Genomic DNA, 26,358 nt, shown 5'->3' on the forward strand with positions numbered 1-26,358 from the left:
TCGAATAAGACAAAAATCACGGATTTTTTTTTATTTTAGAAAAAGACGTAATCTCATAGTTCCTTCTATAATAAGAAAAATTACTTTTCGAGGAGGAGAACTAACATGAGAAAGGACGGAGCACCTCAGTCTTGGTTCACTCTGGGGATGGTATGGGCCGGAGCGGTGATCAGTATACCTGGCCTCCTGGTTGGGAATACGTTGATATCTGGTATGAGCTTACCTATGACATTATTGATCGCTTTTTTAGGGTACGCCATTATCGTTGTCCTTATGATACTTCAGGGGATTCAGAGTACGGATCTTGGGAAAACAACCGTTCAAGTCGCAGCCCAAGTCTTTGGCAAAAAAGGCTCGCGAACGATTTTATCCATTATTCTCGCTATTGCTTGCCTCGGTTGGTTCGGGATTCAGGCTAATGTATGCGGGGCGGCACTGGCGAACCTGCTGGCGGAGTATGGAGTGATAGTCCCAGTTCCCCTTGCTTCTTTAATTAGCGGTTTGGTTATGGTGATCTCAGCAATGTACGGAATGAAAGTGCTGAGAGTACTTAGTTATATTGCAGTACCTTTATTAATCGTGATTTGCATATATGGTTTAGTTCAAGTGTTCACTATGGATTCCGTGCAGAACATTTGGAGCTACCAGCCTGAGAAGCATATGAATTTCATGGATGGCTTAGCTGTAACAATAGGCTCATTTGCCTTAGGGGCTGTCATTGCAGGCGACTACTCTCAGTTCTCAAGAAAACGTTCTGACGTATTAAAAGCAGCGTTAATCGGAATTGTTCCTTCTGGCGTACTGATGATTAGTGTGGGTGCTATTTTATCGATTGCTTACCAGACTAGCGATATTGCGGCCGTCTTTATAAATATTACAACGCCTTTTATTGGGGGTACTGTTTTGATTCTGGCTGCTTGGAAAACGAATATGGTCAACGCAATCTCGGGTGGATTTGCGCTTACCAATGTATTGCATATTTCCAAAGAAAAAGAGAAATGGGCAGTAGGGATTGCTGGACTCATCGGGACTGTACTCGCCGTGATCGGTATCTTGAATTACTTCACGCCAGTGATGTCGATCTTGTCAGCTATGGTTCCGCCGGTAGCAGGGGTTATGATTGCATCCTATTGGATCATGAATAAAGGCGATAAGAACCGTTGGAAGGAAACAGAGGGCGTTAATCGTCTAGGGGTATTTTCTTGGCTGATCGGATCCATTATTGCTTGTATGCCCGTTGTGCTGTCCTTTTTCCCAAGCTTACCTCAATTATCAAATCAGCCATTACTCGGTATCGTCATTTCATTTGTCTTATACATTGTCTGCTACCGATTTGCTACCTCAAAAACTGTCATACTGGAGGGAAATAAATGAGATATTTAGATAAACAATCGATTGAACATATTGCCGTAGGCGCTGCATTTTTAGGCACAGGTGGAGGAGGAGATCCTTACATCGGTAAACTCATGGCTCTTTCGGCTATTGAAAAGTACGGACCTGTAAGACTTTACTCTGTGGATGAAATCGAGGATGAAGATTTTTTCATTCCTTCCGCCATGATGGGTGCGCCTTCTGTATTAGTGGAGAAATTTCCGAAAGGCGATGAGTTTGTTAAGGTGTTTCAGATGCTGGCCAAATATTTGGGCAGAGAAAAAATTACAGGCACGTTTCCGATGGAAGCAGGCGGAGTCAATTCGATGATTCCGATCGTCGTTGCAGCACAGCTGAATTTACCGCTTATTGATTGCGATGGGATGGGGAGGGCATTTCCTGAATTGCAGATGGTGACGTTTAACCTGGATGGCATTTCAGCTGCGCCGCTCGCAATTTCGGATGAAAAAGGGAACATTGGTATTTTTGAGACGATCGATAATAAATGGACCGAACGGTTAGCCCGTACAGCTACTGTGGAGATGGGAGCTAGTGCTTTGGTAAGTCTGTATCCAACGACTGGGGCTCAAATCAAGAACAGCGGTGTCCATAACATCGTGACGCTATCTGAGCAGATTGGAGAGATCATTTCTTCAAACAACAGAGATGCAAAAGACAAGCTTGAAGAGCTTCTAAACCTGACATCCGGTTACGAGCTGTTTCAAGGGAAAATAACAGATGTCATCCGGGAAACCAAAGGCGGCTTCAATTTTGGGGAAATGAACCTAGAGGGCATTGAAGGAAATAAAGAGGAACAGATGAAGGTATATTTTCAAAATGAGAATCTGCTTGCCAAGAAAAATGGCCAGGTTGTAGCCATGACCCCGGATTTAATATGCTTAGTCGATTATGAAACTTTATTGCCTGTTACAACAGAGAGTTTGAAATATGGAAAACGCGTACGCGTCATTGGCTTACCGGCACATCCTAAATGGAGAACGGAAAAAGGAATCGAAACGGTAGGACCGAGATACTTTGGGTATGATTACGATTATGCTCCTATTGAAGAATTGGTGAGTAAGGCGGTGGCTAAACATGTTTAGAATTGGAATAGATGTAGGTGGCACGAATACCGATGCTATTATTTTGGACGAGCAAAGCCGATTAATTCATAGCGTTAAATCCCCAACGACACTGGATATAAAAACGGGGATTGAGACGTCACTGCGTAATGTATTGAAGGAAGCGAGCATTGATAAAACGAAAATCACACATGCAATGCTTGGGACAACGCAGTGTACTAATGCCATTGTGGAACGGAAGAAATTAGCCAAAGTTGGTGTGATTCGGTTAGGATTCCCTGCTACCGCTTCTGTTCTGCCATATACGGCTTGGCCTAGAGACATGGTGGAAAAACTATCAGGAAACTATGCATTAGTTCATGGTGGGTATGAATATGATGGTAAGTTGCTCAGTGAGCTTGATGAGGAGGAGATTAAAGAGCTTCTAGTAGAATGGCGAAATAAAGTAGAATCTATTGCGATCATTGGTGTGTTCTCATCCATCAAAAATGACCAGGAGCTCAAGGTTCGAGACTTAATCTGGGAAGCATACGGGACAAATTATCCGGTTTCTTGCTCCTCCTTGATCGGGTCTGTTGGCCTGATTGAACGTGAGAATGCAACCATACTGAATGCGGCTTTATGCAAAGTCATCGAGACCACTAGCACAGGTTTTGAAAATGCGTTAGAAGCAGAAGGGATTCAAGGCGCTGAGGTGTACTTATGCCAAAATGACGGTACACTTATGTCGATTGAATATGCTAAGCAATTTCCGATCCTTACGATTGCCTGTGGACCAACAAATAGCATCCGGGGAGCTTCTTATTTAGCGAACATTAAAAATACGATGGTACTCGATGTTGGTGGCACCACATCGGATATCGGTGTCTTACAGGATGGATTTCCAAGAGAGTCTTCTGTAGCAGTGGAAGTAGGAGATATTCGCACGAACTTTAGAATGCCAGACATTATCTCTGTAGGACTTGGCGGCGGAAGTATTGTTCGCGTAGACAATGGCAAGATTACAGTTGGGCCGGATAGCGTGGGCTATAAGATCACAGAAGAAGCACTCGTATTTGGTGGAAGCACCTTGACTACGACGGATATTGCGGTTCGCCTTGGGTTAGCTGACGTGGGAGATAAAAGTTTAGTAAGTCACATCGATGAACAATTTTCCAAACAAGTCCTATCCGTAATTTCTTCGATCATAGCCAAGGCGATTGATAAGATGAAAACTTCTTCCGAAGATGTACAGATTGTACTCGTAGGCGGGGGCAGTGTTATTATTCCAGATGGAATTCCCGGAGTAGCCAGCATTATTAAAGTAGAGAACGGTGGAGTTGCCAATGCCATCGGTGCATCAATTTCTCAAATTAGCGGACAGTATGAACAAATTTATATTTATTCGCGAGAGCCGCGAGAACAGTCGTTAATAGATGCTGAAAAAAAAGCGGTGAAACAAGCGGTAATGGCAGGAGCCGATCCTACTACGATTAAATTGGTTGAGGTTGAAGAGACGCCACTTGCCTATCATCCGGAAAATGCAACCCGATTAAGAGTTAAGGTTGTAGGTAAAATGAGTTAGAGACCTTTTGAACAGCTCTTTGAAGCAAAATAATTCCATGATGTAAAACTAGAAGCTTCTCATGAGTTCTTTGAACTTGTGTGAAGCTTCTTTTTTTATGAAAAATAGGATTGCTCAATATAGTCTAAATGAGTATTATGAGTAGGTATGTTCTTATAAAAATAGAGACAAATAGGATGGAGAGCACCATGACAACATCACGACAGAACGCATTGATTTTCTCGTTTACTTTTATGGCGTTTATTCTGGGTACGACGGAGTATATTATCGTTGGTTTACTCTCGGAAATATCCTCGAGCCTCGGAGTAACGTTAGCGACAGCCGGGGGCTTGGTATCTGGTTTCGCGATCGCTTATGCCATTGGCACACCCATTATGATGTCTTTGTTCAGCCGTATCCCGAAACGGATTACGATTCTTGTATCGCTTGTATTGATTCTGCTGCTGAATTTGTGGAGTGCTATAACTGGAACCTACAGTATGCTGCTAGTGACTAGAATAGTTACTGCTGTACTATGTGGTTTTGTTCTTTCTGTAGCCATTACGGTAGCGAATGAAGCGGTGGACCCGGAGAAAAGAGGCAAAGCGATCGCTACAATTTTGAGCGGTTTCGCTGTTGCGAATGTATTTGGTGTACCGATCGGCACTTTTGTAGGGCAGTATTTCAACTGGCCTGCAGCATTTGTACTAAATGGGGTATTAGCCGGAATTGCCATCGCGCTAAATTATGCCTATATTCCACGCAAACTACCGAAGCCTGTACCTAGCTCACTTAAGGATCAGATCGAACTGCTCACGAATGGACGCATTATTCTCGCGTTTCTCATTCCAGTTACGGCAGTGGGAGCGGTGTTTGTGATGTACACGTACATTACACCATTGCTGGAGCAAGTGATGAATATTCCTAAGAGCTCGGTTAGTGGCGTACTGTTTGTATACGGGATTGCCACGATTGTCAGCAACTGGATTGGAGGCAAGGTTGCAACCGGAAATGCGGTAAGTAAGCTTAGATTCGTATTTCTTATCCAAGCTGTGGTCTATATCATCTTTAGTTTGACCGCATCGATCTCGATTCTAGGAATGATCGTACTAATGATGCTAGCCGTAATGTCGAGTATTGTTAGCGCACCAGCCCAGCTCTATTTGATAGATTTGGCCAAGCAGTATTCACCAAGATCGAAGGACCTAGCTGCATCGTTGAATCCAGTAGCGTCTAACCTGGGAATCGCAGGAGGATCCGCAATTGGTGGAGTGGTTGCCCAGCATGGAGGATTAATCTCCCTTCCTATAGCTGCTTCCATCCTGGCGATATCAGCATGTGTGATTGCTTTGATATGTTATAAGTTGGATCAGCAAACTCAAGAAGGGGTTATTGCTCAGCATCATAACTTAACCTGAAGAGAAGTTATAGAGGTCGTCGGAAATAATCCGGCGGCCTTTTCGTATATCAACTAGTAATCTAGTAAAACAACACAAAAAATCCGTCGGAAGGAAAAATTCCATAGACGGATCGTGAGTTATTATATGCAAATCCAACCAAGGCCGGGGATTTCTTTCCAAGTGCAGTTACCAGGGCCGCTACCAGAGCCACTACCGGAACCACTACCAGGTCCCCCGCCAGATCCACTACCAGGAGTAGCTGGCATTGTGGGAAACGGCCCTTCAGCCATGGATATCATTTTTACGTCAATGACAGCACTTTTGCCATCTGCAAATAGCACACTAATTGAATCAGCATTAACTGTATTGACATAGGCTACAACCTTTTGACCACTACTTAAGGTGAAAATCCCCCATTTTCCGAGGAAAGGTTGAATATCAGTGATGGTTAGATATGCAAATACTGGGCCACCACTAGAATGCGTCTGCATTCCTGGTTGTTGGGTGCCGCTTCCAGAATATATGGGCATGGGTCCGCCTGATTGCATGCCACCTGGAGTCATTGGTTGGAATGGGGGGAAACTACGACCTGGGCACACATAGTACGGATTTCTGAAGTAAAAATATCCCACTTATTAACCTCCTTAGATACCTCTAATTAACAGATACCTAAAGTCTATGCTCCTGCCTATGTATTGGTGTATGACACGAATAAGGGCTTCAACTTTACTTTAATTGACTATATTCATAATTGTGTTATAATTCAAACATATGTTATTAATATAACAATATATATTGGTAATGTAACAAATGAAATATCCTGGAGTTATTAGAAGGAGGAGTGTGATTCAGAACAGTAGTTGTTCCTGTGAGTTATTGGGGGGAAACCTGATTTGTAGCGGAAACTAAGGAATTGCAACTTAAACCGATACATATTAGGAGCACTTATTAGTTGCAGTTGCACGCACCCAGAGCTCGGTTCTTCACCTTCAATGGCTATGGAAAAACTAGTTACATGTAGTGCAATAACAATTGTTAGAATATTAACATTTTAAACGTTTTATAATTAATTATTAAGGGAGAAGTGAACAGAATGGACGTTAAAGATATATTAGGAAAAGTAGATCATACCCTCCTTGATGTTACTGCTACATGGGATGATATAAAGAATTTATGTGATGATGCGATGAAATACCAGACGGCCAGTGTTTGCATCCCAAGTGCTTATGTTAGAGAAGCTGCAAATTATGTAGAGGGCAAAATAGCAATATGTACAGTTATCGGATTTCCGAATGGTTATAGTACACAAGCCGTTAAAGTATTTGAAGCAACAGATGCAATTACAAATGGAGCATCGGAAATTGATATGGTAATCAATGTGGGCTTCTTAAAAAGTGGACGTTATGAGGAAGTTTGCGACGAAATACGTGCCATTAAAAATGCATGTGGAAGTAGAGTATTAAAGGTTATTGTTGAAACCTGTTTGCTCACCCAAGAGGAAAAAGTGAAAGTATGTGAGCTTGTTACAAAAGCTGGTGCTGATTATATCAAAACATCCACTGGATTTTCAAAAGCTGGAGCAACTAAAGAGGATGTCAGCCTGTTTGCACAGAACATAGGTCAGAATGTGAAGATTAAAGCAGCTGGAGGCATTCGCTCTTTGGATGATGCTAAAGCATTTATCGATTTGGGTGCAGACCGTTTAGGAACTAGTGCCATAGTTAAAATTGTAAAAGGGCAGGAAGTATTGGGGTATTAGATATGGTATAATTCTGATAATTATACTTTATTATTAGTAGTTAGGATGAACCGGTATGGATAAGCAAGAGAGAGTAAATACAATTGTATCAATCCTAAAAAATAAAAGTGGCGCATCCATCAAAGAACTTTCACATCAACTTGATGTCACAGAAATGACTGTTCGCCGAGATATTAAATATCTAAAAGAAAATAAAATCGTTCAAGTTGTTTCAGGTGCGGTTATTTATAATGGTTCTGACCCTAATGAGAATAAACAAGATGAATATGATTTGACAACTCAAAAAAATAATCGAGCATCAGAAAAATATAATATAGGTAAGTTAGCAGCTTCACTAATCGAGCCTAACGATATTATTTTTATTGATATTGGTACAACAACCGCTCAAATCATCGAACATATTCCGTCAAATCATTCTGTGGAAATTGTTTGCTGTACTATGAACGCATTAATTGAGATTCATAAAAAAGGATTTAAGGATTTTATTCTTATTGGTGGTCATTACCGTCCAGAACTTCAAATGTTTGAAAGCAGAGAAGGGTTGGATTTAATAAGTAGAACACGAACAACAAAAGCATTTATTTCTGCTGCTGGAGTTAATGCTAAATTAGGCATTACTTGCACGAACAGTTGTGAAGTGGACACAAAGAATGCGGCAATTAATTGTGCCCTTGAGAAAATTTTAGTGATTGATTCCTCTAAGTTTGATATGGTTAAATCCACTTACTTTGCTTCGTTAAATGATTTTGATGCGATTGTAACCGATAGAGGTTTATCAGAAGAGTGGATTGAGAAAATCAAACAATTAAATATTTCTCTTTATCTAGCTTAGAAATACAGCGCGTGCCGATACTCAATCGGTGCGCGCTGTTCCATGAGGGATATAAATTTTTTGTTTGGATTTTCAGGATTTTTTCGCGGAATTATTAAACAATTCTACGCCCGTCATTGAACTCGTCTCTTGGTCTGAAGTCGGTAATCGCGTGGAGTTAGATTACAGCTTCGGCGGAAGCTTTGTGAGAAATAGCTTTGGGAAGAAAAACCAGTAGATTCCGCAATTTGAGAGATGGAGAGATCCGTGGTTTCTAGTAACTCCTTACTGGCACGAAGCCTGACATCAATTAAATAATTGATGGGTGACATCCCATAATATTTTGCAAAGGTATGCACCAGATAATACTTGCTGAAATGTGCTTTTTCTGCTAGATAGTCAAGTGAAATCTCCTCTGAATAGTTAGAGTCAATATAACGTTTGATCCTGCTACATACCTTGTTAGCCTTTTGAGTAGCCACGACGGAAAATGGATGGCCAGAGTTTCTCATTAATATAGTGACTACAACCTCTAGTAAGTTTTGACAAATGGCCTCATAGTTTGCATCTTTATTTTCCGTTTCCCGAAGCATGGCGTTGAAATAGAAGAATAACTCATCCCTCTGATTACGATAATTGATGATCTCATGATTACGGCTAGCACTTCGATCGCCAAAGTCAAAGCTCATCCCCTCAACCGCAAGCACGACATATTCAAGTGGATCACTACTAACCGATAGCTCGGTATGCTCCACATTCGGGTTCACAATAACTAGATCGTCTTGCTTCACTGGATAGATTTCATCCTCTACAATGAAGTTTCCCCGCCCGCTTCGGACATAAAAAAGCTCGGAAAAATTATGAGAATGACGCATGCTGTACCAATCACCTTCATAAATAGAGGAACTGACATAGATTAACTTGGCGGGAATTTCTCCACGTCCTTTACCAGGTAGCGAATAACGTACATTTCCCAAATAAGGTCAGTCCTTTGCGTTGATATAAGCTTACTTTACCACAATTACTAGACTGCATAACAATAAATTGAAATAGTCAATAATTTATAAAAAAATTCTAATAAAGCAAGATATATAAAATGAACGGCAACATGTTTGTTGAAAGAAACTCGAACGATCGGATAAGATGAATGAGTAAGAAAGCTCCTATGTATGCGGTTTACAGCATCAATAAAAAGATAAATATGGAGGGTTATTATGAGAAAAGTTCTTAGCCTTGCACTTACAGCTGCACTGTCTCTAAGTCTTGCGGCCTGTGGTGGTAATACTGAAAGTAATTCTAGTTCCACATCTACAGATGCCACCAACACATCGAAGAACTCTAATTCGACTGCCGAAACTCGTACTCTTAAGCTAGCCGCTTTAGAAACCGCTTACGGATCTGATGTATGGAAAGAGGTAATTTCTGGATTCGAAAAAGCTAACCCTGGTGTGAAAGTTGAATCAACGATCGACAAAAGCCTTGAAGATGTTATCGGACCTGGTATGAAATCAGGAGATTTTCCTGACGTCATCCATCTTGCCGTAGGTCAGCCTAAAGGTTTGACAGAAACCTTCATTAAGGACAATAACCTCACTGATCTTACAGACGTACTTTCAATGACTGTTCCCGGTGAGAGTGCTACCGTAAAGGACAAGCTTATTCCTGGGTTTACGGATACAACTATTACGAACCCTTATGGTGATGGGAAAACCTTCCTAATGCCAATGTTCTATAGCCCAACGGGTCTGTTCTACAATGCTGACTTACTTGAGAAGAAAGGCTGGGCGGTCCCTACGACTTGGGATGAAATGTGGGCATTAGGAGACAAAGCTAAGGCTGATGGAATTGCATTGTTCTCCTATCCAACGACCGGTTATTTCGATTCATTCTTCTATGCTTTGCTTAACGAAGTTGGGGGTCCTGATTTCTTCACCAAAGCGACGCATTACACAGAAGGAATATGGCAAACACCAGAAGCAACACAAGCATTTGATATTATTAATAAGTTAGCTTCCTATACTGAAAAAACAGTTCCGGCGAATGGAAATAAAGACAACTTCACTAAGAATCAACAGCTTATTCTTGATAACAAAGCTATCTTCATGCCAAACGGTACATGGGTTGTTGGTGAAATGGGTCAAGCACCTCGTGCTGAAGGATTTAAATGGGGATTCACTGCTCTACCAGCTGTAAAAGCTGGTGGTGATAGATACTCCTACACCTTCTTTGAACAAATCTGGGTTCCTGCGAAAGCTAAAAATGCAGATCTTGCAAAACAATTTATTGCTTATCTTTATTCAGATGAAGCAGCAGGCATTTTTGCTAAAGTAGGTGCAGTCCAACCTATTAACGGTATGGCAGGCAAATTGGAAGGTGACAATAAACTCTTCTATAGCATCTATGATGGTGGTGCAAAGGCAGCTATGGGGGCATTTGCTACAACAGATCCGGTTGAAGGGGTAAGTATTTCGGATACCGTATTTGGTACCGTGGATTCCCTTGTGACTAAGGCTAAGACACAAGCACAGTGGGTTGAAGCGATTACGAAAGCAAGCGATCAGTTACGTGGAGCGTTGAAATAATTAAAGGCAATGCTGGATACCAATTCAATCTGTGAACAATGGTGGCATGCGCGAAGCTGCCACCATTATTTTTACCTTAAGAAGGAGATGGACCAATGGAAATCAAGAAAGGACAAGGGCGTTTTATTTTCTTCTGTATTGCTCCCGCCATAATCCTATTCGTTGTTTTTCTAATTATACCTACAATCAATGTATTCCGTATGTCCACGTACAAATGGGGTGGATACACAGATGACAAAACCTTTGTAGGGCTGCAAAATTTCGAGAAGCTTTTTCAAAGTGATAAATTTTATCAAGCGTTTCAGAACAGTCTTCTACTTATCATTTTAGTTACGATCATTACGTTTGCTTTTGCTCTAGTGTTCGCGTCCATGCTTTCACGAGAAAATCTAAAAGGACAAAATGTATTACGAGTTATCTTCTACATCCCGAACATTCTATCTGTTGTTGTTATCAGTGCAATATTCTCTGCAATTTATGATCCAAATAGCGGACTGCTAAATGCATTCTTAAATTTATTCCGCGAAGCAACATCAGACCCAACACTTTGGTTGGGTGATCAGAAAATCGTTATTTTCTCACTCGCAGGCGCTATGATCTGGCAGGCTATCGGTTATTACATGGTTATGTATATGGCAAGTATGGCAAATATCCCTGAAAGCTTATATGAATCCGCTGACCTTGAAGGTGCAAGTAGGATACATCAATTCTTCACTATTACGATCCCTTTAATCTGGACAAATATCCGTACAACCCTTACCTTTTTCGTCATCAGCACAATCAATATGAGCTTCCTATTTGTTGTGGCGATGACCGGAGGCGGGCCTGACGGTTCTACTGAGGTATTCTTGAGCTATATGTACAAAGAGGCGTATACCAACTCTTCGTATGGTTACGGTATGGCAATCGGTGTAATTGTGTTCCTGTTCTCATTCGCACTAGCTGCTATCCTAAACGCAGTCACTAGACGTGAACATTTGGAATATTAAGGAGGGGACAACTTGAATAATAATAAACTCACACATCATGGAGCCGGCGATAAGTTGTATAAGGTCCTCATCTATGTTGTGCTGATCCTACTAGCAATTATCATCATCGTCCCTGTAGCTTGGGCGTTTATGGCCTCCATCAAACAGAATGTAGAGTTTTATGCTAATCCTTGGGCTCTTCCAAAAGGAATTTATCTACAAAACTTCGCGGATGCTTGGCAGAAAGCTAAGATGGGCAGTTACATGTTCAACTCCGTAATCGTAACTGTGATTGCGATCGCGCTTCTGCTGGTCATTGCCTTACCTGCTGCATATGTGCTTGCACGTTATAAATTCAAGGGAAGCGTCATCTTGAATTTGATGTTTATGGCAGGATTATTTATCAATGTGAATTATATTGTTGTTCCGATCTTCCTTATGCTCAATAACGGTGACAAGGTCGCTCGCAATTTATTTGGACAGCCGATACTCCTGAATAATTTATTCATTCTGGCACTTGTCTATGCTGCAATGGCGCTTCCGTTCACGATTTATCTATTGGGGGGCTACTTTAAATCATTACCTAGGGAATTTGAAGAAGCTGCTTCTGTAGATGGTGCAAGCTATTTCCGAACGATGGTGCAGGTTATTATGCCAATGGCTAAACCTAGCATTGTAACGGTTATCTTGTTTAATTTCCTCTCCTTCTGGAACGAATATATCATTTCGATGACTTTACTGACGAAGCCAGGACTTCGAACATTACCAGTTGGTTTAATGAATCTCATGGCTGCTCAGAAATCAGCTGTCGAATATGGACAAATGTATGCAGGTCTAGTAATAGTCATGCTGCCAACCCTTATTCTTTATATGTTAGTACAAAAGAAGCTTACCCAAGGCATGACCATGGGCGGGTTGAAAGGTTAAGGTGATACCATGAGTAATCCGTTACGCAATTTGTTGATGCTGATTGTCTTCATCTTCGCGCTAGTACTCGTTATTATTGGGCAAAAAAATATTGGTGCACCCGGGCTCGGAATTATGCTACTGGGGCTGGCACTTCTAATAGGTCTTCTCTGGTTCTATAATCGGAAATTTAAGTAAAGGGAGAGTTATGAAAGATGAACAAAGGACGGGTCACGATACCCACAGATCTGGATGTTATTCCTGAAACGATAGAAGTTATGAAGCGCTGGGGCGCGGATGCAGTACGTGATTGCGATGGTACTGACTTTCCCGCAGAATTACGGGATATCGATGCTAAGGTGTATTCCACTTACTATACCACTCGTAAAGAAAATGGATGGGCAAAAGCAAATTCGGATGAAATCCAGCAGATGTATCTTATGACGCCTTTTTATACAGCTGAAGGCTCTAGTCTAATTATCCCTTTAATGAAGGGACTTTATCCAGATATGCTGAAAGTGAATACTCGTGACGATATCAAGCGCTGGTGGGAAGTTATCGATCGTACCACAGGAGATGTGCTATCGACTGAGCAATGGAGCTATAACGAAGAAACGGGCAGTGTTATTATTCAAGCAAGTCCCTTCCACGATTACACGGTTAGTTTTCTAGCCTATATTATGTGGGATCCCGTTCATATGTACAATGCGGTCACGAATGGTTGGGAAAATGTTGAGCCTCAGATCACCTTTGATGTTCGCCAACCGAAGTCGCGTGAGTTCACAATGCAACGACTACGTCAATTTATTGATGAACATCCATATGTCAATGTCATTCGATTTACGACTTTCTTCCACCAATTCACACTCGTCTTCGATGAGCTTGCACGTGAGAAATATGTGGATTGGTATGGTTATTCAGCATCGGTTAGTCCTTATATTCTTGAACAATTTGAACAAGAGATGGGCTATCCGTTTAGAGCCGAATATATCATTGATCAGGGCTACTATAATAATAACTATCGCATTCCGACCAAGGAGTTCCAAGACTTTCAGGCATTTCAGCGGCGTGAGGTCGCCGTGCTTGCTAAGGAATTAGTCGATATTACTCACGAATATGGAAAGACAGCCATGATGTTTCTTGGTGATCACTGGATTGGTACCGAGCCATTTATGGAAGAGTTCTCATCGATTGGGGTAGATGCTGTTGTCGGTAGTGTAGGCAATGGTTCCACCCTTCGGCTGATTAGCGATATACCTGGTGTGAATTATACAGAGGGACGTTTCCTACCGTATTTCTTCCCGGATACGTTCTATGAGGGTGGAGATCCTGTACGTGAAGCCAAAGTAAACTGGGTCACAGCAAGACGAGCGATCCTTCGTAAGCCGATTGACCGAATTGGTTATGGTGGATATTTGAAGCTGGCACTGGATTTTCCGGATTTCATGAGCTACATCGAGAGTGTGTGTGATGAATTCCGTACTTTGTATGATAATGTACACGGAACAACACCGTACAGTGTCAAAACCGTTGCAGTACTCAACTGCTGGGGTAAAATGCGTGCATGGGGTAATCATATGGTTCATCATGCCCTTTATCAAAAACAAAATTATAGCTATGCAGGGATCATAGAGACGTTATCTGGTGCACCCTTTGATGTCAAATTCATTAGCTTTGATGATATTAAGAATGACCCCTCTATCCTTAAAGGAATCGATGTCATTTTGAATGTAGGGGATGGCGATACGGCCTACACAGGTGGGGATTGGTGGCTGGATACAGATATTGTAACAGCAGTGAAGCAATTTGTTCATGAGGGCGGAGGATTCATTGGAGTGGGCGAACCCGCAGCTCATCAAGCGAACGGAAGGTACTTCCAGCTTGCAAGCATCCTCGGTGTAGAGCAAGAAAAAGGATTCACTCTCGGTTATGATAAATATAACTGGGAAGAGCAGGATCATTTTATTACTGAAGACTTCGGAGTAGATGATAAAGGAAAGAAGATTATCGATTTCGGTGAAGGAAAGAAGAATATATTCGCTCTCGAAGGCACCACTGTCCTTCGTCAGGTTGATAAAGAAGTTCAACTTGCAGTGAATGAATTCGGTAGTGGACGATCTGTCTACATCAGTGGATTGCCTTATAGTTTTGAGAACAGTCGCTTACTTTACCGTGCAATTCTCTGGAGCACTCACAGCGACCACGAGCTAAATCGCTGGTTCAGTGAAAACTATAATGTTGAGGTTCATGCCTATGTTAAAAATGGTAAATACTGCGTCGTTAACAACACTTATGAGCCACAGGAAACTGTCGTTTATCGTGGTGATGGCTCTAGCTTCTCACTCAAGCTGGAAGCGAATGAGATCAAGTGGTACGAAATCTAAACATAAAATCAGCACAAAGAAGCTGTACCAAAGTCATGAAAATGGCTACTTGGTACAGCTTTGTCTTTTAATTAGGATTAACGTGTTCGCTTAGGTGAACGCTTCCGCTTTTATCTCTTTGTATGCGAAACGGGTACGCCTCCTTGCTACTTTATACTTTTAAACTACTTTCTTATATGTTATAACTAATGCTACATTCTGAAGATCATTTGGCATTTGATTAGTTGAGGGGAGATTTAGTTTTTGCATTCACCACAGACACAAGACAACAAGAATTCGTTATATATCATTTTACTCATTTCGGGGATTGTTCTAGTAGCCTTTAATTTACGCCCTGCGATTACATCGGTAGGTCCATTAGTAGGCGTTATTCAAGAAGATGTGGGGCTTGCACATTGGAGTGCAGGTTTATTAATGAGTATACCTTTGATATCCTTCGCCGTTATGTCGTCTCTCGTTCCTAGAATCGCTGCTCGTTTATCCAACGAGAAGACGCTATTGTTAGGTTTGGTTATTCTTTTGGTCGGAATTTGCATTCGTTCCATTTCAATGACACTCTTTATTTTCGTTGGTACGCTATTGATTGGAGTAGGTATTGCCATCGGGAATGTTTTATTGCCGGTAGTTGTGAAGGAGAAATTCCCACAAAAGTTCGGTCTAATGACAAGTATCTATTCCACTTCAATGGGATTGTTCGCATCGTTAGCATCAGGTATTAGTATTCCTCTAGCCCATGGTCTGAAGCTTGGGTGGGACGGAGCCTTAATCGTATGGGGAATTCCGACAATCATAGCGATCGTGGTATGGATCCTTCTAATTAGATTAAATCCAGCCAAAGATAATGCAGTGAAAAGTGTAAGGATCAGTGCTAAGCAAATCTGGCGTTCACCACTCGCTTGGAAAATAGCGCTATTCATGGGATTTCAGTCTTCATTATTTTATATAACGATGTCTTGGTTACCTGAAATCTTATATAACTATGGCATAAGTAGGGGTACAGCAGGCTGGTTATTATCCTTCACACAAATTGTTGGCGTACCTGTTAGTTTTCTTGTTCCGATTCTTGCAGGACGACTACGCTCTCAAGTATGGATTGCATTCGCATTAGGCATGTGCTCCATTGTTGGTTATGGTGGCCTAAGCATGGGCTCATCTTACCCCATAATGATCCTAAGTATTATCTTGATTGGTATCGCTTTGGGAGGGAATTTCCCATTGGCGCTAAGTTATATCGGAATTCGTGCCCGAAACGGAAATCAAGCTGCAGAATTATCTGGAATGGCTCAATCCACGGGATATATGCTTGCAGCCATAGGACCTATATTGATCGGTTATTTATACGATATGACCCAAGTGTGGACGATTCCACTGATCACACTGATCGTTATCTCTGGAGTAGTTACAACGTTTGGAATGTTGTCTGGCCGAGATAAGTATGTATAAAAAGACTCCCCATGTAGTAGACAGGTGTAATAATGAACCCTGCTGCTGTATGGGGAGTTTTTTTAAATCGTTTTATTTAAAATACTAAATATCTTTAGCGCTATTTGAATTCGTAGTAATTCTTCTGAATGCTTTAAGTCCAGATTTACGATTTCCTTTATTTTCTCAATGCGATAGATAAGTGTGTTTCTGTGTAAAAACATAGCCTTTGAAGTTTCGGTGACATTCAGATTGTTAATAAAGTAATTTTCTAAAGTTAACATGTAGCTTGTACCATGTAATTGATCATGATCATACACTGTACCTAGACACTTCCGAAAAAATTCTTCTAAGGCAACGACCTTGATATTAGCTTCCAACAGATGGTAAACTGAATAATCTTCGAAATGTGAGACCTTGTTTTGAAGGTTTTTTTGTTGCATCAATTTAATCATTTCGTTCGCCTCAGAAAAGCTATTATGCAGCGAGCTGATTGTACTGTATTGCTGACCAATGCCTATTAAGAGTGTTTCCTTCGTTCTTTCAATAAGTACCTCAAGCAGTTCATTTGCATATAACTTGGCATCACTAATCGCAACAGGAGGTCTTTCTTCATTTTGCCCTACTAGAATGATGACTCTATTATTTCTATAAAAGCACTTTATTTCTCCAATCGCTTTATGCGACAAGTCATAAATGATGTCCACACATTTTTTTGCAATGGACTCCATTTTATACTTTCCGATAATCATATCTTCAAACTTGTCTGCTTCATTCATTTCAATATTTATCACCATACTGTAATACATATAGCCCGGATTTAATCCATGTAAATAACATAAGGTTTGCAGCGCTTCATGGGATGATATTTTCCCCGAAAGTAAATCATCAATGGAGTCCTGCTTAATTCTTATTTCAAGTTCGCTAATTTCCTTTGCTTTGATCAGCTCGAGTGCCATGATGGTGGAGGCTTGCTGCAAAATAATGTAATCAAATTCTGATAGCTCTTGCACTGTCTGCCAAATCACAATATAGCCATAAATATAGTTAGAAGCAGCGACAGGAATCACTCGACATTTTATTTCTGCACCTTCTGAATGATAGGTCCTCTTAATAGACTTTTTCATTTCATTTAGATTGGTAGGAATAGTATCGATGAACGCTTTATTAAAAACAGGCTGTCGATTTGAAAAATCAAGATAATACTCAAGAGGACTGTTGTTCTTCGCATGTTCAGTGTGATGCAATAATCGCCAATCCTTGTCTACGACAATAATAGGATTACTAATCGTTTCGGATAACATGGAAGTTATTTTGGCAATACCACCGCCTTCGAGGGTGATTTTGAAGAACAAGTTATGTATATCTAAAGTCTTTCTATTGAGCAAATCATATCTTCCGGAAACCTTCTCATTAATGATCGAGATCATGTTAGAGAGTGTGTATTCAAAGGGCAGTTCTAAAAGGGGCAACCCATACTTATTGGCTTCATCAATCATGTTCTGAGGAAGCTTGTCAAAGTACCGTTTCATTTTTACAACCAATCCTGAACAGTTCAGCTCCGCAAGTTCCTTAATAATTCGATTTTGTAGTTCTGCATTATTTTTAAAGATGTAGCCTGTAGATAAGAGTAGTTCGTTAGGTGAAAGCCAGTCAAAGGCGTCAGGATTCTCAATAATGTTAACGATGGATATGGATTTATCAATGCCTTGTTCTCCAGCAACAATTTTTATTCCCTCTATAGCCTTGATCTTCATTAAGTCTTTAACAGTTAGCAATTTTTGGCACGCTCCTCAGACACACTTTTAACACATTCGCTTGTATAACATGCACAAATAGGATGCACTCTTTTTGGTTCGCTTAAACGATGACGATCCCTACCAGTATATTATATATTAAGTGCGTAAGGTAGTTACGCTTGTCGTTGCCTTTGTACGATGTAACCAAATCATATTATTCAATGCATTCATCCATCTGTTGAAGTGAAAAGGAGGTCAATCACCTTTTTGAAAATATAAGGAATTAAAACAGAGGTGACTCTAGTGAGATTTGCGAAATCCGGTGATGGAGATTTTATTCAACGAATCATTCATCATAAGTTTCATGGTTTTGTTCATAGCACGTTTAATCGCACAATCAATATTCAATGTTTGGATCGTGGAGATTTGTATACTATTGCGTGTAAGGGAATCGATAATGCTCCTAATACACTTATTATTGACTTAGAACACCTTGAAGAAGCAGATATCAGGGTGAATGACATTGTAAGTTCGGGTCATTCCGTTTTATCAATTGCTAATAAGATGTCTATCACAATGAATGGTGTTAAGAGATGGAATTGTAAACTGCCTAAATATCCTTCAGAAGCTGATGTCTTAATAATGAATGTATCCACCATGAAGCAATATATCAAACTTCACGGAAATAACAGCAGAATTGAAAGGGCTTTCAAGAGCGGCAATCCTTTTGACGATGAAATGTCTAGAATGCTTCATGAACGGACGCAGTTACTTGTATCGGAATTGCAAAACAAGCGAATCTCTACTGCAATCACACATGCAACTTCGCTCATAGGCCTTGGACCAGGCTTAACGCCAGCCGGCGATGATTTCTTGGTGGGATTGTTTACCGTCATGGGCATCGAGAATCATCAATACTTTTCACACCAATCGTTTTGTGAAGAAGTCGTCTTACATGCGAAGGCTTTAACCAATGATATCAGCTATATGGCATTAGCTAAAGCAGCAGTTGGCCAGGTAAGAGAGTCTATAAGTGACTTAATGGAAGCTTTATTTAGAGGTAGCGAAGAGGAATTGCTATTGGCTTTAGATAGGGTACTGGCTATAGGGTCCACTTCGGGTACTGATATAGCTCTAGGAATTGTTGCAGGGCTGGAAATGAACAAGTAAATGGGAGGTACAAGTATGACTGTTCAAGTTTTAGTAAAACCAAACACTTATATCGATTCCGTATCTTTGATGTCACTCTCAACAAAAGCGAATCAGATCGAAATCGTAGAACAAGCCATTATTGCAATGGGTACTGAAATGAATAAAGAGGTCATTAGAAATGTGGGCTTGATGACACCTGAAGTAGAAAGTGCCAAAACAAGTGATTTAGTGATTATTGTGAAGGCTGCTTCTGAAGAACTATGTGAGGGTGCTTTCGATAGCATCAATGATTTGTTAACGAAAAAGAAAGATTCCTCTAAAGGAAAGAGTGAGGTTAAATACTCAACAATTACCTCAGCTGTAAACGGTACTCCTGAAGCTAACTTAGCGATTATTGCCGTAAATGGGAGCTACGCTCCTAGAGAAGCAAGAAAAGCTCTTGAAAATAATCTTCACGTCATGCTGTTTAGCGACAATGTAAGTATTGAAGATGAAATTGAATTAAAGACTTTAGCCCAAGAAAAAGGCTTGCTAATGATGGGGCCAGACTGTGGTACTGCGATTATTGGTAATGTCGCTTTGTGCTTTGCGAATGCCGTGAGAAAAGGCAATATCGGGATCGTTGGCGCATCAGGAACAGGTAGCCAAGAGGTAACGGTTCGTATTCATGAATTTGGCGGTGGAATCACACAGTTGATCGGTACAGGCGGTAGAGATCTAAGTGAAGAGGTTGGCGGCATTATGATGCTGGCCGGAATTAAAGCGTTAGAAGAGGACGATGCAACAAAGGTTATTGTTCTCGTATCTAAACCACCAGCACCAAGTGTAGAAGAGAAAGTACTTGCACAAATTAAACAATGTAAGAAACCAGTCGTGGTTTGGTTTGTGGGTGGGAATGAAAAAAAGGTCACCCAAGCTGGCGGTCATTTTGCAAAAATGTCAAAAGAAGCGGCACTTAAAGCGGTACTTTTAGCTGGAGCAGACGAATCGAAGCTTAACAAACGTGCGTTAAATCTTCCGCTTATTGAAGAAGTACGAGCGAAGTTAAATCCTCAGCAAAAATATATCCGTGGACTATTTAGTGGCGGTACGCTCTGTGATGAAGCGATGCACATTGCTATGGAGAAATTCGATAATGTCTACAGTAACATTCAGAGAGATCCTGAATATCGCTTAAAAGATGTTAGAGTAAGCCAAGATCATACCTTTATTGACTTCGGAGACGACCAATTTACACAAGGTAAGCCACATCCAATGATAGATCCATCCACTCGGATTGAAAGATTTATTCAAGAAGCGAAAGATCCTTCTGTCGGTGTTATTGTGATGGACTTTGTTCTAGGCTTCGGAGCACACGAAGATCCTGTAGGCGCAATGCTTCCAGCGATTATCGAAGCGAAGCAAGCCGCTGAAGATGAAGGAAGACATCTAGAGATTATTGGATACATTCTTGGAACCGAGCTAGATAGTCAAAATATTGAAGGTCAAATAAATAAATTGTTAGCTTCTGGTGCTACACATGCTAGCAGCAGTCAGAACGCAGGTCTACTAGCAAGAGAATTCGTTGTGAAAGGAGAATAGTCATGAGTAAAATCAATGAACTTTTTACGAATAAACTAAATGTCATAAATGTAGGCATTGCGAACTTTAGAGATGATTTGTTAAAACAAAACGCGAATGTAACTCACTTGGAGTGGACGCCGCCAGGCAGAGGGAATCCAGAATTAATTGCTGCGCTGGATAAGCTTGAAGACCCAAGTGTTACAGATAAGATTGAAGCTGCTAACAAAGAGGCTGTTGAGCGAATTATTAACTCGCAACCGGTACTGATTGGCTTTGACCAAGCGATCAATGTGGTTCCTGGTATGACGAAAAATACGATTTTACATGCTGGCCCGCCAATCACTTGGGAACGAATGAATGGTCCGATGAAAGGTGCGATAACAGGGGCTATTGTATTTGAAGGACTTGCCCCCAATATTGAAGCAGCAGCTGTACTAGCCGCGTCTGGAGAGATTATTTTCTCGCCATGTCATGAACATAACTGTGTTGGTTCCATGGCTGGTGTAACATCGGCTTCCATGTTTATGCATATTGTTGAGAATAAAACTTATGGAAATATTGCCTATACAAATTTAAGTGAACAAATGTCCAAAATCCTTCGTATGGGTGCTAATGACGAGAGTGTTATCCAGCGTTTGATTTGGATGCGAGATGTATTGGGTCCTATTTTAAGAGATGCGATGAAACTTAATCCAAATGGGATTGACTTGCGCCTAATGCTCTCACAAGCCCTTCATATGGGGGACGAGTGTCATAACCGAAATGTAGCTGGAACAACCCTGCTCATTCAAGCACTAACGCCTTATATTATCCAAACCGATTTCACTGTTGAGCAGAAAAAAGAAGTGTTTGAATTCGTTAGCAGCAGCGATTATTTCTCGGGTCCGACATGGATGGCGCTATGTAAATGTGCCCTTGATGCTGCGCATGGCATTGAGAATAGTACCATTGTTACCACAATGGCTCGTAACGGAGTGGAATTCGGTATCCGTGTGAGTGGAATCGCTGGAAACGTGTGGTTTACAGGTCCTGCACAACAAGTAATTGGTCCTATGTTCGCTGGTTACAAACCTGAGGATTCTGGTCTTGATATTGGTGACAGTGCGATTACGGAGACCTATGGAATTGGCGGATTTGCTATGGCAACTGCACCGGCTATTGTTTCGCTTGTGGGGGGTACCGTTGATGATGCAATCAGTTACACCACAAAAATGGCAGAAATCACAACCACTGAAAATCCTAACGTGACGATTCCAATGCTTGACTTTATAGGGATTCCAACAGGTATTGATATTCAAAAAGTCATCCAAACAGGAATTATGCCGATTATCAATACAGCCATTGCACATAAAGATGCGGGGATTGGAATGATTGGTGCAGGTATCGTTAACCCTCCAATCGAAGCATTTGAACAAGCATTACTTGCATTAAGTGAAAATATTAAATAAGAAGAGGGCTAACTTGCTTAGCCCACCATTCTTATTTCGAACTAGACGAACATCTTCGTGCTAGGCTGTGAAGGAGTGAACAATTTTGGATAGTCTATCCTTGAATACAAAACTTATTGAGGCGAGTGAACAGGGAGAACTGGCTTCTGTTGAGAAACTATTAGGCGAAGGTGCCAGTGTTGAATATAAAGATGCTGCAGGGAGAACAGCGTTAATGGCGGCAACTCAAAACAATCAAATCGCGATTGCTAAAAGGTTAATAGAAGCAGGAAGTGACGTGAACACTAGAGATATTACACAACTCTCACCGTTTATTTGCTCAGCAGCAAATGGCTTTTATGAAATCCTGCGTCTCATGATTGCTGGTGGAGCTGATTTGAAGAGCGTGAATCGATTTGGAGGAACAGCGCTGTTACCATCGAGCGAAAAGGGCTATTTAAAAACAGTAGAAGTGTGTATTGATGCTGGGGTTCCAGTGAATCATGTCAACGACTTAGGCTGGTCAGCCCTACTTGAAGCAGTCATATTGGGGAATGGCGGACGACTATATTCTGACATTATTGAAGCGCTTGTTCATGCAGGAGCAGATGTGCATTTGCCTGATCGAGATGGGCTCTCATCCCTACAACGTGCCGAAGAGAACGGTCAACATAAAGTCGTGAAGATTCTAGAACAAAGCTTCCAAGAAAATAACGAATATGTGAAGCAGGCAAAGGCTCTCGCTAACAACGATCAATATGAAGAAGCTATATCCATCATCAATAGAGCGCTAGAAGTGGATGCTGACAACCTGGATTTCATCTATTATAAAGGTTATTTCTTGCAGGAATTAAAGAGATACGAAGAGGCACTTCAATGCTTTGAAAGCGTTTTATCTATGGATTCTGCTAATTTAGAATTTTATTTCTACACAGCGAATTGTTTAAGACTGTGGAAAAAACCGGAGGAGGCTCTTCAGGAATATGATAAAGCCTGTGAGCTGGCACCTAATGAAACGTTCTATCGCTACCACAAATCCAATTATTTAAGAGAACTTGGGCGACACCAAGAAGCAGTTATCGAGATGGATAAGCTGCTAGCGCTTCAGCCGAATAGATATGACTTCTCCTTTCATAAGGCGAACAGTCTAAGATCGCTTGGTAAGCATAAAGAGGCCATTGAGGCTATCGAGAACGCAATTAAGAATGATCCAACGAATCCGTTATACCACTCACACAAAAAGCAATCTCTTGAGTTACTCGGTTAGCGAATAAGAATTGCAACATAGGAGGCATCAGATGAAAGAGACTGTAATCGTTGCTATTGGCGGGAACTCATTGGTCAAGGAAAATGGGCTGGATTCGATTCATGACCAATCTGAAGCAGTAAAAGAAGTTGTCGTCAATATTGTTGATATGGTGCAAGAAGGCTACAATGTCGTCGTTACTCATGGTAACGGACCACAGGTAGGGTTTGGACTAAGAAGATCTGAGATTGCACATGAAATTGCCGGCATGTCTCCTGTTCCACTAGTGAATTGTGGAGCCGATACACAAGGTGGAATCGGTTATTTAATTCAACAAGCTTTAATTAATGAATTTGCAGTTAGAGGGATCCACAAGAATGTAGCTACGGTGATTACACAAGTCGAAGTAAGCTCAGAAGACCCTAATTTCAAGAATCCAACGAAACCAGTAGGATCCTTCTTTTCCAAAGAGCAAGCGGAAGAAATGAAAAAAGAACATCCGGAATGGAGCTTTGTAGAAGACTCTGGCAGAGGATACCGTAGAGTAGTTCCATCCCCAAGACCTATAGATATTGTGGAGAAAGACGCGATTAAGTCATTAATCAACGGGGGCTTTGTCGTTGTCGCTGCAGGCGGTGGAGGTATCGCAGTCGTGAAGTCTGATGATAACACGTACAAAGGTGTTGATGCAGTCATCGATAAGGATTTTGCAACGAGTCTTTTAGCAGAACAAATTCATGCGGAGACCTTAATTATTACAACGGGAGTGTCTAGAGTATGCATCAACTATGGTAAGCCGAATCAACAGGAGCTATCCAAAATGACGGTTGATGAGACCAGACAATATGTGCTAGAAAATCACTTCCCAGCAGGAAGTATGCTGCCTAAAATCGAGGCGAGTTTAAGCTTCTTAGAGAAAAGCGGAACGCGAGTTATTATTACGAATCCGGAAAGCTTGAAGGATGCGATGAATGAACAAGCAGGCACTCATATCGTGAAGTAATTTAAGCGAGGGGAAGTGTAGATATGGATCAAGCAAAGTTGGAACGAAATTATGATAGGTACAAATCATACGGTTACGGTGAGGAGTTACTGCCTAAAAAGCCTGAGCAAAGAGACTGGGGAATGTCCAACTATATAACCCTTTGGATGGGTGCTGTTCATAATATTATGTCGTATATGACAGTTGCAGGCTTCTTCGTCTTAGGATTGGATACAACACAGGTGCTCTTTGCCGTTATGCTTTCGGCCATTATTGTCTCCGCATTTTATGCTTTAAACGGATATTCTGCCTCCAAATATGGGCTGCCATTCGCGATGTTGCTTCGTGATTCATTTGGGGTAAAAGGAGCAATTATACCGGCATTGATACGAGGACTTGTTGCCGGATTAGTATTCTTTGGAACCACTACCGTTGTTGGTGCAGAATCATTAAATGTTATATTTGCTAGATTTATTCCGAATTATATGGATTTAGGCGGTGGCTTCACACTATTCGGGTTAGCATTCCCGACAATGATCTCCTATGCGATTCTTTGGACAGCAACGGTTCTGTTGTTCTTAGGTGGAATGAAAACATTAGGTAAGTTCGGTAACTGGTCTTCCCCAGTAGTGTATGTGTTTATTATTGGTGCTGCTGTTTGGGCGATCAAGATTGCTGAAGGGTTTGGTCCGATTTTAGAGTATGTACCAGCGAACCCAAGCTCAAGTCCATTAGTCTTTATTGCTTGCGTGAGTGCATTGGTATCTAACTGGGCGGGTCCTGTTGTGAATATGTCGGACTTCACACATCGTGCGAAATCACCAAAAGCGGCTATGATTGGATTGCCATTAGGGTTTATCTTGTCTTATATTCTTTTTGCTATCACTTGTGTGGCCTTAATCGCGGGTACAGAAATTGCGTTTGGTGAACCGATTTTCAATATCGTTCATGCCATTGATAAAATTGAAAACACTTTCGCTGTTGTTGTATTGATTCTAGCGCTAAACGTAGGAGCAATCGCCTTCGTAGTGTTTGCAAACCTATTGCCAGCTGGCTTGCAAATGTCATCTCTTTTCCCGAAAAAATTCACTGTAAAGACTGCAGGTGTCTTAACAGCCGTTGTTGGAACTTTGATTTTGCCATGGAAGCTTGTAGAAAGTACAACGACCTTATTCTACTTCTATAGCTTTATTGGGTCCATCTTTGGTCCAATTGCGGGCATTATGCTTTCAAGCTTCTTTATTCATCGGAAAAGAGTATTAAATCTTGATAATATCTATGTCCCAGCAGGCAGCAATGGTGAATATAAGAATGGTTACAATCCTGTTGCGATGGCTGTTCTAGCAGTCAGCTTCATCCTTCCTATGTCAGGTGCATTTCTTAAGGGTATCCCCTTCCTAGTTAGGATGAATGATTTTGCTTTCTTTAGTGGCTTAATTGTTTCTTTTGTTCTATACACCATCTTTAGCAAAACACTAAAATCATCCCAATTAAACTAGAGGAGGAATTTTGAAATGGATTACATGAAATTGGCCGTAGATGCAACGATCGAGGGTATGAACAAGAAATTTGGAGGCCCGTTTGGTGCAACGATTGTCCGAGGCGATGAGGTGATTGCAGCGGTTAGCAATACAATGATGAGAGACACGGATCCTTCCGCACATGCGGAAATGGTAGCTATCCGAGAAGCTTGCAAAAAGCTAGACACGATGGACTTATCGGATTGTGTAATTTATGCCACATGTGAACCGTGTCCGATGTGTATGGGCGCTATTATTTGGTCAGGTGTTAAAGAAGTTCATTATTGCAGCACAAGAGATGATGCGAAAGAGCACGGCTTCTCTGACATTCACCTTCGCGAATATTTTGTGGGTCATGATGAGAGTGTTGTTAATATGATTAAAGTGGAAGCTAGAGAAGATTGCGATCATTTATGGACGCATTTCCACGAATTAAACAAGAAATAATTCATGCGGTCTACTATATTTTCCGGCACTATTTTAGTGCCGGATTTTCCTGTT

Annotated in this window: 22 protein-coding genes; 19 read left to right on the top strand and 3 right to left on the bottom strand. The window is 41.2% G+C overall.

Annotation, left to right across the window (positions count from 1 at the left end; genetic code table 11):
* Positions 1-105 precede the first annotated feature (105 nt).
* The 4 genes from MKX60_RS24430 to MKX60_RS24445 all read left to right on the top strand — a co-directional run bounded on the left by MKX60_RS24430 (position 106) and on the right by MKX60_RS24445 (position 5,414).
* Positions 106-1,374, top strand: coding sequence for a cytosine permease (locus tag MKX60_RS24430; RefSeq protein WP_341061251.1), 1,269 nt, complete (start codon positions 106-108; stop codon positions 1,372-1,374).
* Entirely contained in the window at positions 1,371-2,474 is a 1,104-nt protein-coding gene (locus tag MKX60_RS24435) for a DUF917 domain-containing protein (RefSeq protein ID WP_339800909.1), read from the top strand. Before MKX60_RS24430 ends, MKX60_RS24435 begins: the two co-directional genes overlap by 4 nt.
* Positions 2,467-4,017, top strand: coding sequence for a hydantoinase/oxoprolinase family protein (locus tag MKX60_RS24440; RefSeq protein ID WP_341061252.1), 1,551 nt, complete (start codon positions 2,467-2,469; stop codon positions 4,015-4,017). The genes MKX60_RS24435 and MKX60_RS24440 overlap by 8 nt, the downstream gene beginning before the upstream one ends.
* Before the next feature lie 188 nt (positions 4,018-4,205).
* A complete protein-coding gene (locus tag MKX60_RS24445) occupies positions 4,206-5,414 on the top strand; it encodes an MFS transporter (protein ID WP_042185304.1) in 1,209 nt (402 codons plus the stop codon).
* Positions 5,415-5,536: 122 nt separating this feature from the next.
* Here MKX60_RS24445 and MKX60_RS24450 read toward each other — a convergent pair whose 3' ends face one another.
* Positions 5,537-6,028, bottom strand: coding sequence for a hypothetical protein (locus MKX60_RS24450; protein WP_339800916.1), 492 nt, complete (start codon positions 6,026-6,028; stop codon positions 5,537-5,539).
* Positions 6,029-6,489: 461 nt separating this feature from the next.
* Here MKX60_RS24450 and deoC point away from each other — a divergent pair, with 461 nt between their 5' ends.
* Both deoC and MKX60_RS24460 read left to right on the top strand, forming a co-directional pair.
* On the top strand, positions 6,490-7,155 hold the full coding sequence (gene deoC / locus MKX60_RS24455) for a deoxyribose-phosphate aldolase (protein WP_076283948.1): 666 nt from the start codon (positions 6,490-6,492) through the stop codon (positions 7,153-7,155).
* A 55-nt stretch (positions 7,156-7,210) separates the two neighbouring features.
* Complete coding sequence (locus tag MKX60_RS24460) at positions 7,211-7,987, top strand: DeoR/GlpR family DNA-binding transcription regulator (RefSeq protein WP_042185310.1); 777 nt, start codon at positions 7,211-7,213, stop codon at positions 7,985-7,987.
* Between the two features lie 113 nt (positions 7,988-8,100).
* Here MKX60_RS24460 and MKX60_RS24465 read toward each other — a convergent pair whose 3' ends face one another.
* A complete protein-coding gene (locus MKX60_RS24465) occupies positions 8,101-8,943 on the bottom strand; it encodes an AraC family transcriptional regulator (protein ID WP_076283949.1) in 843 nt (280 codons plus the stop codon).
* A 237-nt stretch (positions 8,944-9,180) separates the two neighbouring features.
* On the opposite strand from MKX60_RS24465, the gene MKX60_RS24470 reads away from it, so the two are divergent.
* The 6 genes from MKX60_RS24470 (at position 9,181) to MKX60_RS24495 (ending at position 16,249) form a co-directional block, all read left to right on the top strand.
* A complete protein-coding gene (locus MKX60_RS24470) occupies positions 9,181-10,548 on the top strand; it encodes a carbohydrate ABC transporter substrate-binding protein (RefSeq protein ID WP_076283950.1) in 1,368 nt (455 codons plus the stop codon).
* A 95-nt stretch (positions 10,549-10,643) separates the two neighbouring features.
* A complete protein-coding gene (locus tag MKX60_RS24475) occupies positions 10,644-11,537 on the top strand; it encodes a carbohydrate ABC transporter permease (RefSeq protein WP_076283951.1) in 894 nt (297 codons plus the stop codon).
* A 12-nt stretch (positions 11,538-11,549) separates the two neighbouring features.
* The gene (locus MKX60_RS24480) at positions 11,550-12,443 is read left to right on the top strand and encodes a carbohydrate ABC transporter permease (protein WP_042124581.1); all 894 of its coding nucleotides are present in this window, start codon (positions 11,550-11,552) and stop codon (positions 12,441-12,443) included.
* A gap of 9 nt (positions 12,444-12,452) precedes the next feature.
* Positions 12,453-12,620 (top strand): DUF6903 family protein, encoded by a 168-nt coding sequence (locus MKX60_RS24485; RefSeq protein WP_170880250.1) that lies wholly within the window; start codon positions 12,453-12,455, stop codon positions 12,618-12,620.
* A 17-nt stretch (positions 12,621-12,637) separates the two neighbouring features.
* A complete protein-coding gene (gene gnpA / locus MKX60_RS24490; protein ID WP_076117996.1) occupies positions 12,638-14,806 on the top strand; it encodes a 1,3-beta-galactosyl-N-acetylhexosamine phosphorylase in 2,169 nt (722 codons plus the stop codon).
* 243 nt (positions 14,807-15,049) lie between these two features.
* Positions 15,050-16,249 carry a CynX/NimT family MFS transporter gene (locus MKX60_RS24495; RefSeq protein WP_341061253.1) on the top strand — a complete coding sequence of 400 codons (1,200 nt, stop codon included), beginning with the start codon at positions 15,050-15,052 and terminating at the stop codon, positions 16,247-16,249.
* A 62-nt stretch (positions 16,250-16,311) separates the two neighbouring features.
* On the opposite strand, the gene MKX60_RS24500 is transcribed toward MKX60_RS24495, so the two are convergent.
* Positions 16,312-18,006, bottom strand: a complete 1,695-nt coding sequence (locus MKX60_RS24500) for a PucR family transcriptional regulator (protein ID WP_341061254.1) — start codon at positions 18,004-18,006, stop codon at positions 16,312-16,314.
* 264 nt (positions 18,007-18,270) lie between these two features.
* Here MKX60_RS24500 and MKX60_RS24505 point away from each other — a divergent pair, with 264 nt between their 5' ends.
* The 7 genes from MKX60_RS24505 to MKX60_RS24535 all read left to right on the top strand — a co-directional run bounded on the left by MKX60_RS24505 (position 18,271) and on the right by MKX60_RS24535 (position 26,304).
* On the top strand, positions 18,271-19,137 hold the full coding sequence (locus MKX60_RS24505; protein WP_341061255.1) for a DUF2877 domain-containing protein: 867 nt from the start codon (positions 18,271-18,273) through the stop codon (positions 19,135-19,137).
* A 15-nt stretch (positions 19,138-19,152) separates the two neighbouring features.
* A complete protein-coding gene (fdrA, locus tag MKX60_RS24510) occupies positions 19,153-20,700 on the top strand; it encodes an acyl-CoA synthetase FdrA (protein WP_341061256.1) in 1,548 nt (515 codons plus the stop codon).
* Between the two features lie 2 nt (positions 20,701-20,702).
* Positions 20,703-22,130 (top strand): YlbE family protein, encoded by a 1,428-nt coding sequence (locus MKX60_RS24515; RefSeq protein ID WP_076283957.1) that lies wholly within the window; start codon positions 20,703-20,705, stop codon positions 22,128-22,130.
* Between the two features lie 85 nt (positions 22,131-22,215).
* Complete coding sequence (locus MKX60_RS24520; RefSeq protein WP_341061258.1) at positions 22,216-23,376, top strand: ankyrin repeat domain-containing protein; 1,161 nt, start codon at positions 22,216-22,218, stop codon at positions 23,374-23,376.
* A gap of 31 nt (positions 23,377-23,407) precedes the next feature.
* A complete protein-coding gene (gene arcC, locus MKX60_RS24525; RefSeq protein WP_076299180.1) occupies positions 23,408-24,358 on the top strand; it encodes a carbamate kinase in 951 nt (316 codons plus the stop codon).
* Positions 24,359-24,381: 23 nt separating this feature from the next.
* Positions 24,382-25,836: a cytosine permease gene (locus MKX60_RS24530; RefSeq protein ID WP_341061259.1), complete on the top strand. Its 1,455-nt coding sequence runs from the start codon at positions 24,382-24,384 to the stop codon at positions 25,834-25,836.
* Positions 25,837-25,851: 15 nt separating this feature from the next.
* A complete protein-coding gene (locus tag MKX60_RS24535) occupies positions 25,852-26,304 on the top strand; it encodes a nucleoside deaminase (RefSeq protein WP_042124600.1) in 453 nt (150 codons plus the stop codon).
* The last annotated feature ends 54 nt before the right edge of the window (positions 26,305-26,358 follow it).

This window comes from Paenibacillus sp. FSL R5-0914 (genome assembly GCF_038004525.1).
Taxonomy (GTDB): domain Bacteria; phylum Bacillota; class Bacilli; order Paenibacillales; family Paenibacillaceae; genus Paenibacillus_AQ.

Coding starts and splice junctions, on each gene's coding strand:
- MKX60_RS24430 (WP_341061251.1), top strand. CDS start 106: ATGAGAAAGGACGGAGCACCTCAGTCTTGGTTCACTCTGGGGATGGTA.
- MKX60_RS24435 (WP_339800909.1), top strand. CDS start 1,371: ATGAGATATTTAGATAAACAATCGATTGAACATATTGCCGTAGGCGCT.
- MKX60_RS24440 (WP_341061252.1), top strand. CDS start 2,467: ATGTTTAGAATTGGAATAGATGTAGGTGGCACGAATACCGATGCTATT.
- MKX60_RS24445 (WP_042185304.1), top strand. CDS start 4,206: ATGACAACATCACGACAGAACGCATTGATTTTCTCGTTTACTTTTATG.
- deoC (WP_076283948.1), top strand. CDS start 6,490: ATGGACGTTAAAGATATATTAGGAAAAGTAGATCATACCCTCCTTGAT.
- MKX60_RS24460 (WP_042185310.1), top strand. CDS start 7,211: ATGGATAAGCAAGAGAGAGTAAATACAATTGTATCAATCCTAAAAAAT.
- MKX60_RS24470 (WP_076283950.1), top strand. CDS start 9,181: ATGAGAAAAGTTCTTAGCCTTGCACTTACAGCTGCACTGTCTCTAAGT.
- MKX60_RS24475 (WP_076283951.1), top strand. CDS start 10,644: ATGGAAATCAAGAAAGGACAAGGGCGTTTTATTTTCTTCTGTATTGCT.
- MKX60_RS24485 (WP_170880250.1), top strand. CDS start 12,453: ATGAGTAATCCGTTACGCAATTTGTTGATGCTGATTGTCTTCATCTTC.
- gnpA (WP_076117996.1), top strand. CDS start 12,638: ATGAACAAAGGACGGGTCACGATACCCACAGATCTGGATGTTATTCCT.
- fdrA (WP_341061256.1), top strand. CDS start 19,153: ATGACTGTTCAAGTTTTAGTAAAACCAAACACTTATATCGATTCCGTA.
- MKX60_RS24515 (WP_076283957.1), top strand. CDS start 20,703: ATGAGTAAAATCAATGAACTTTTTACGAATAAACTAAATGTCATAAAT.
- arcC (WP_076299180.1), top strand. CDS start 23,408: ATGAAAGAGACTGTAATCGTTGCTATTGGCGGGAACTCATTGGTCAAG.
- MKX60_RS24530 (WP_341061259.1), top strand. CDS start 24,382: ATGGATCAAGCAAAGTTGGAACGAAATTATGATAGGTACAAATCATAC.
- MKX60_RS24535 (WP_042124600.1), top strand. CDS start 25,852: ATGGATTACATGAAATTGGCCGTAGATGCAACGATCGAGGGTATGAAC.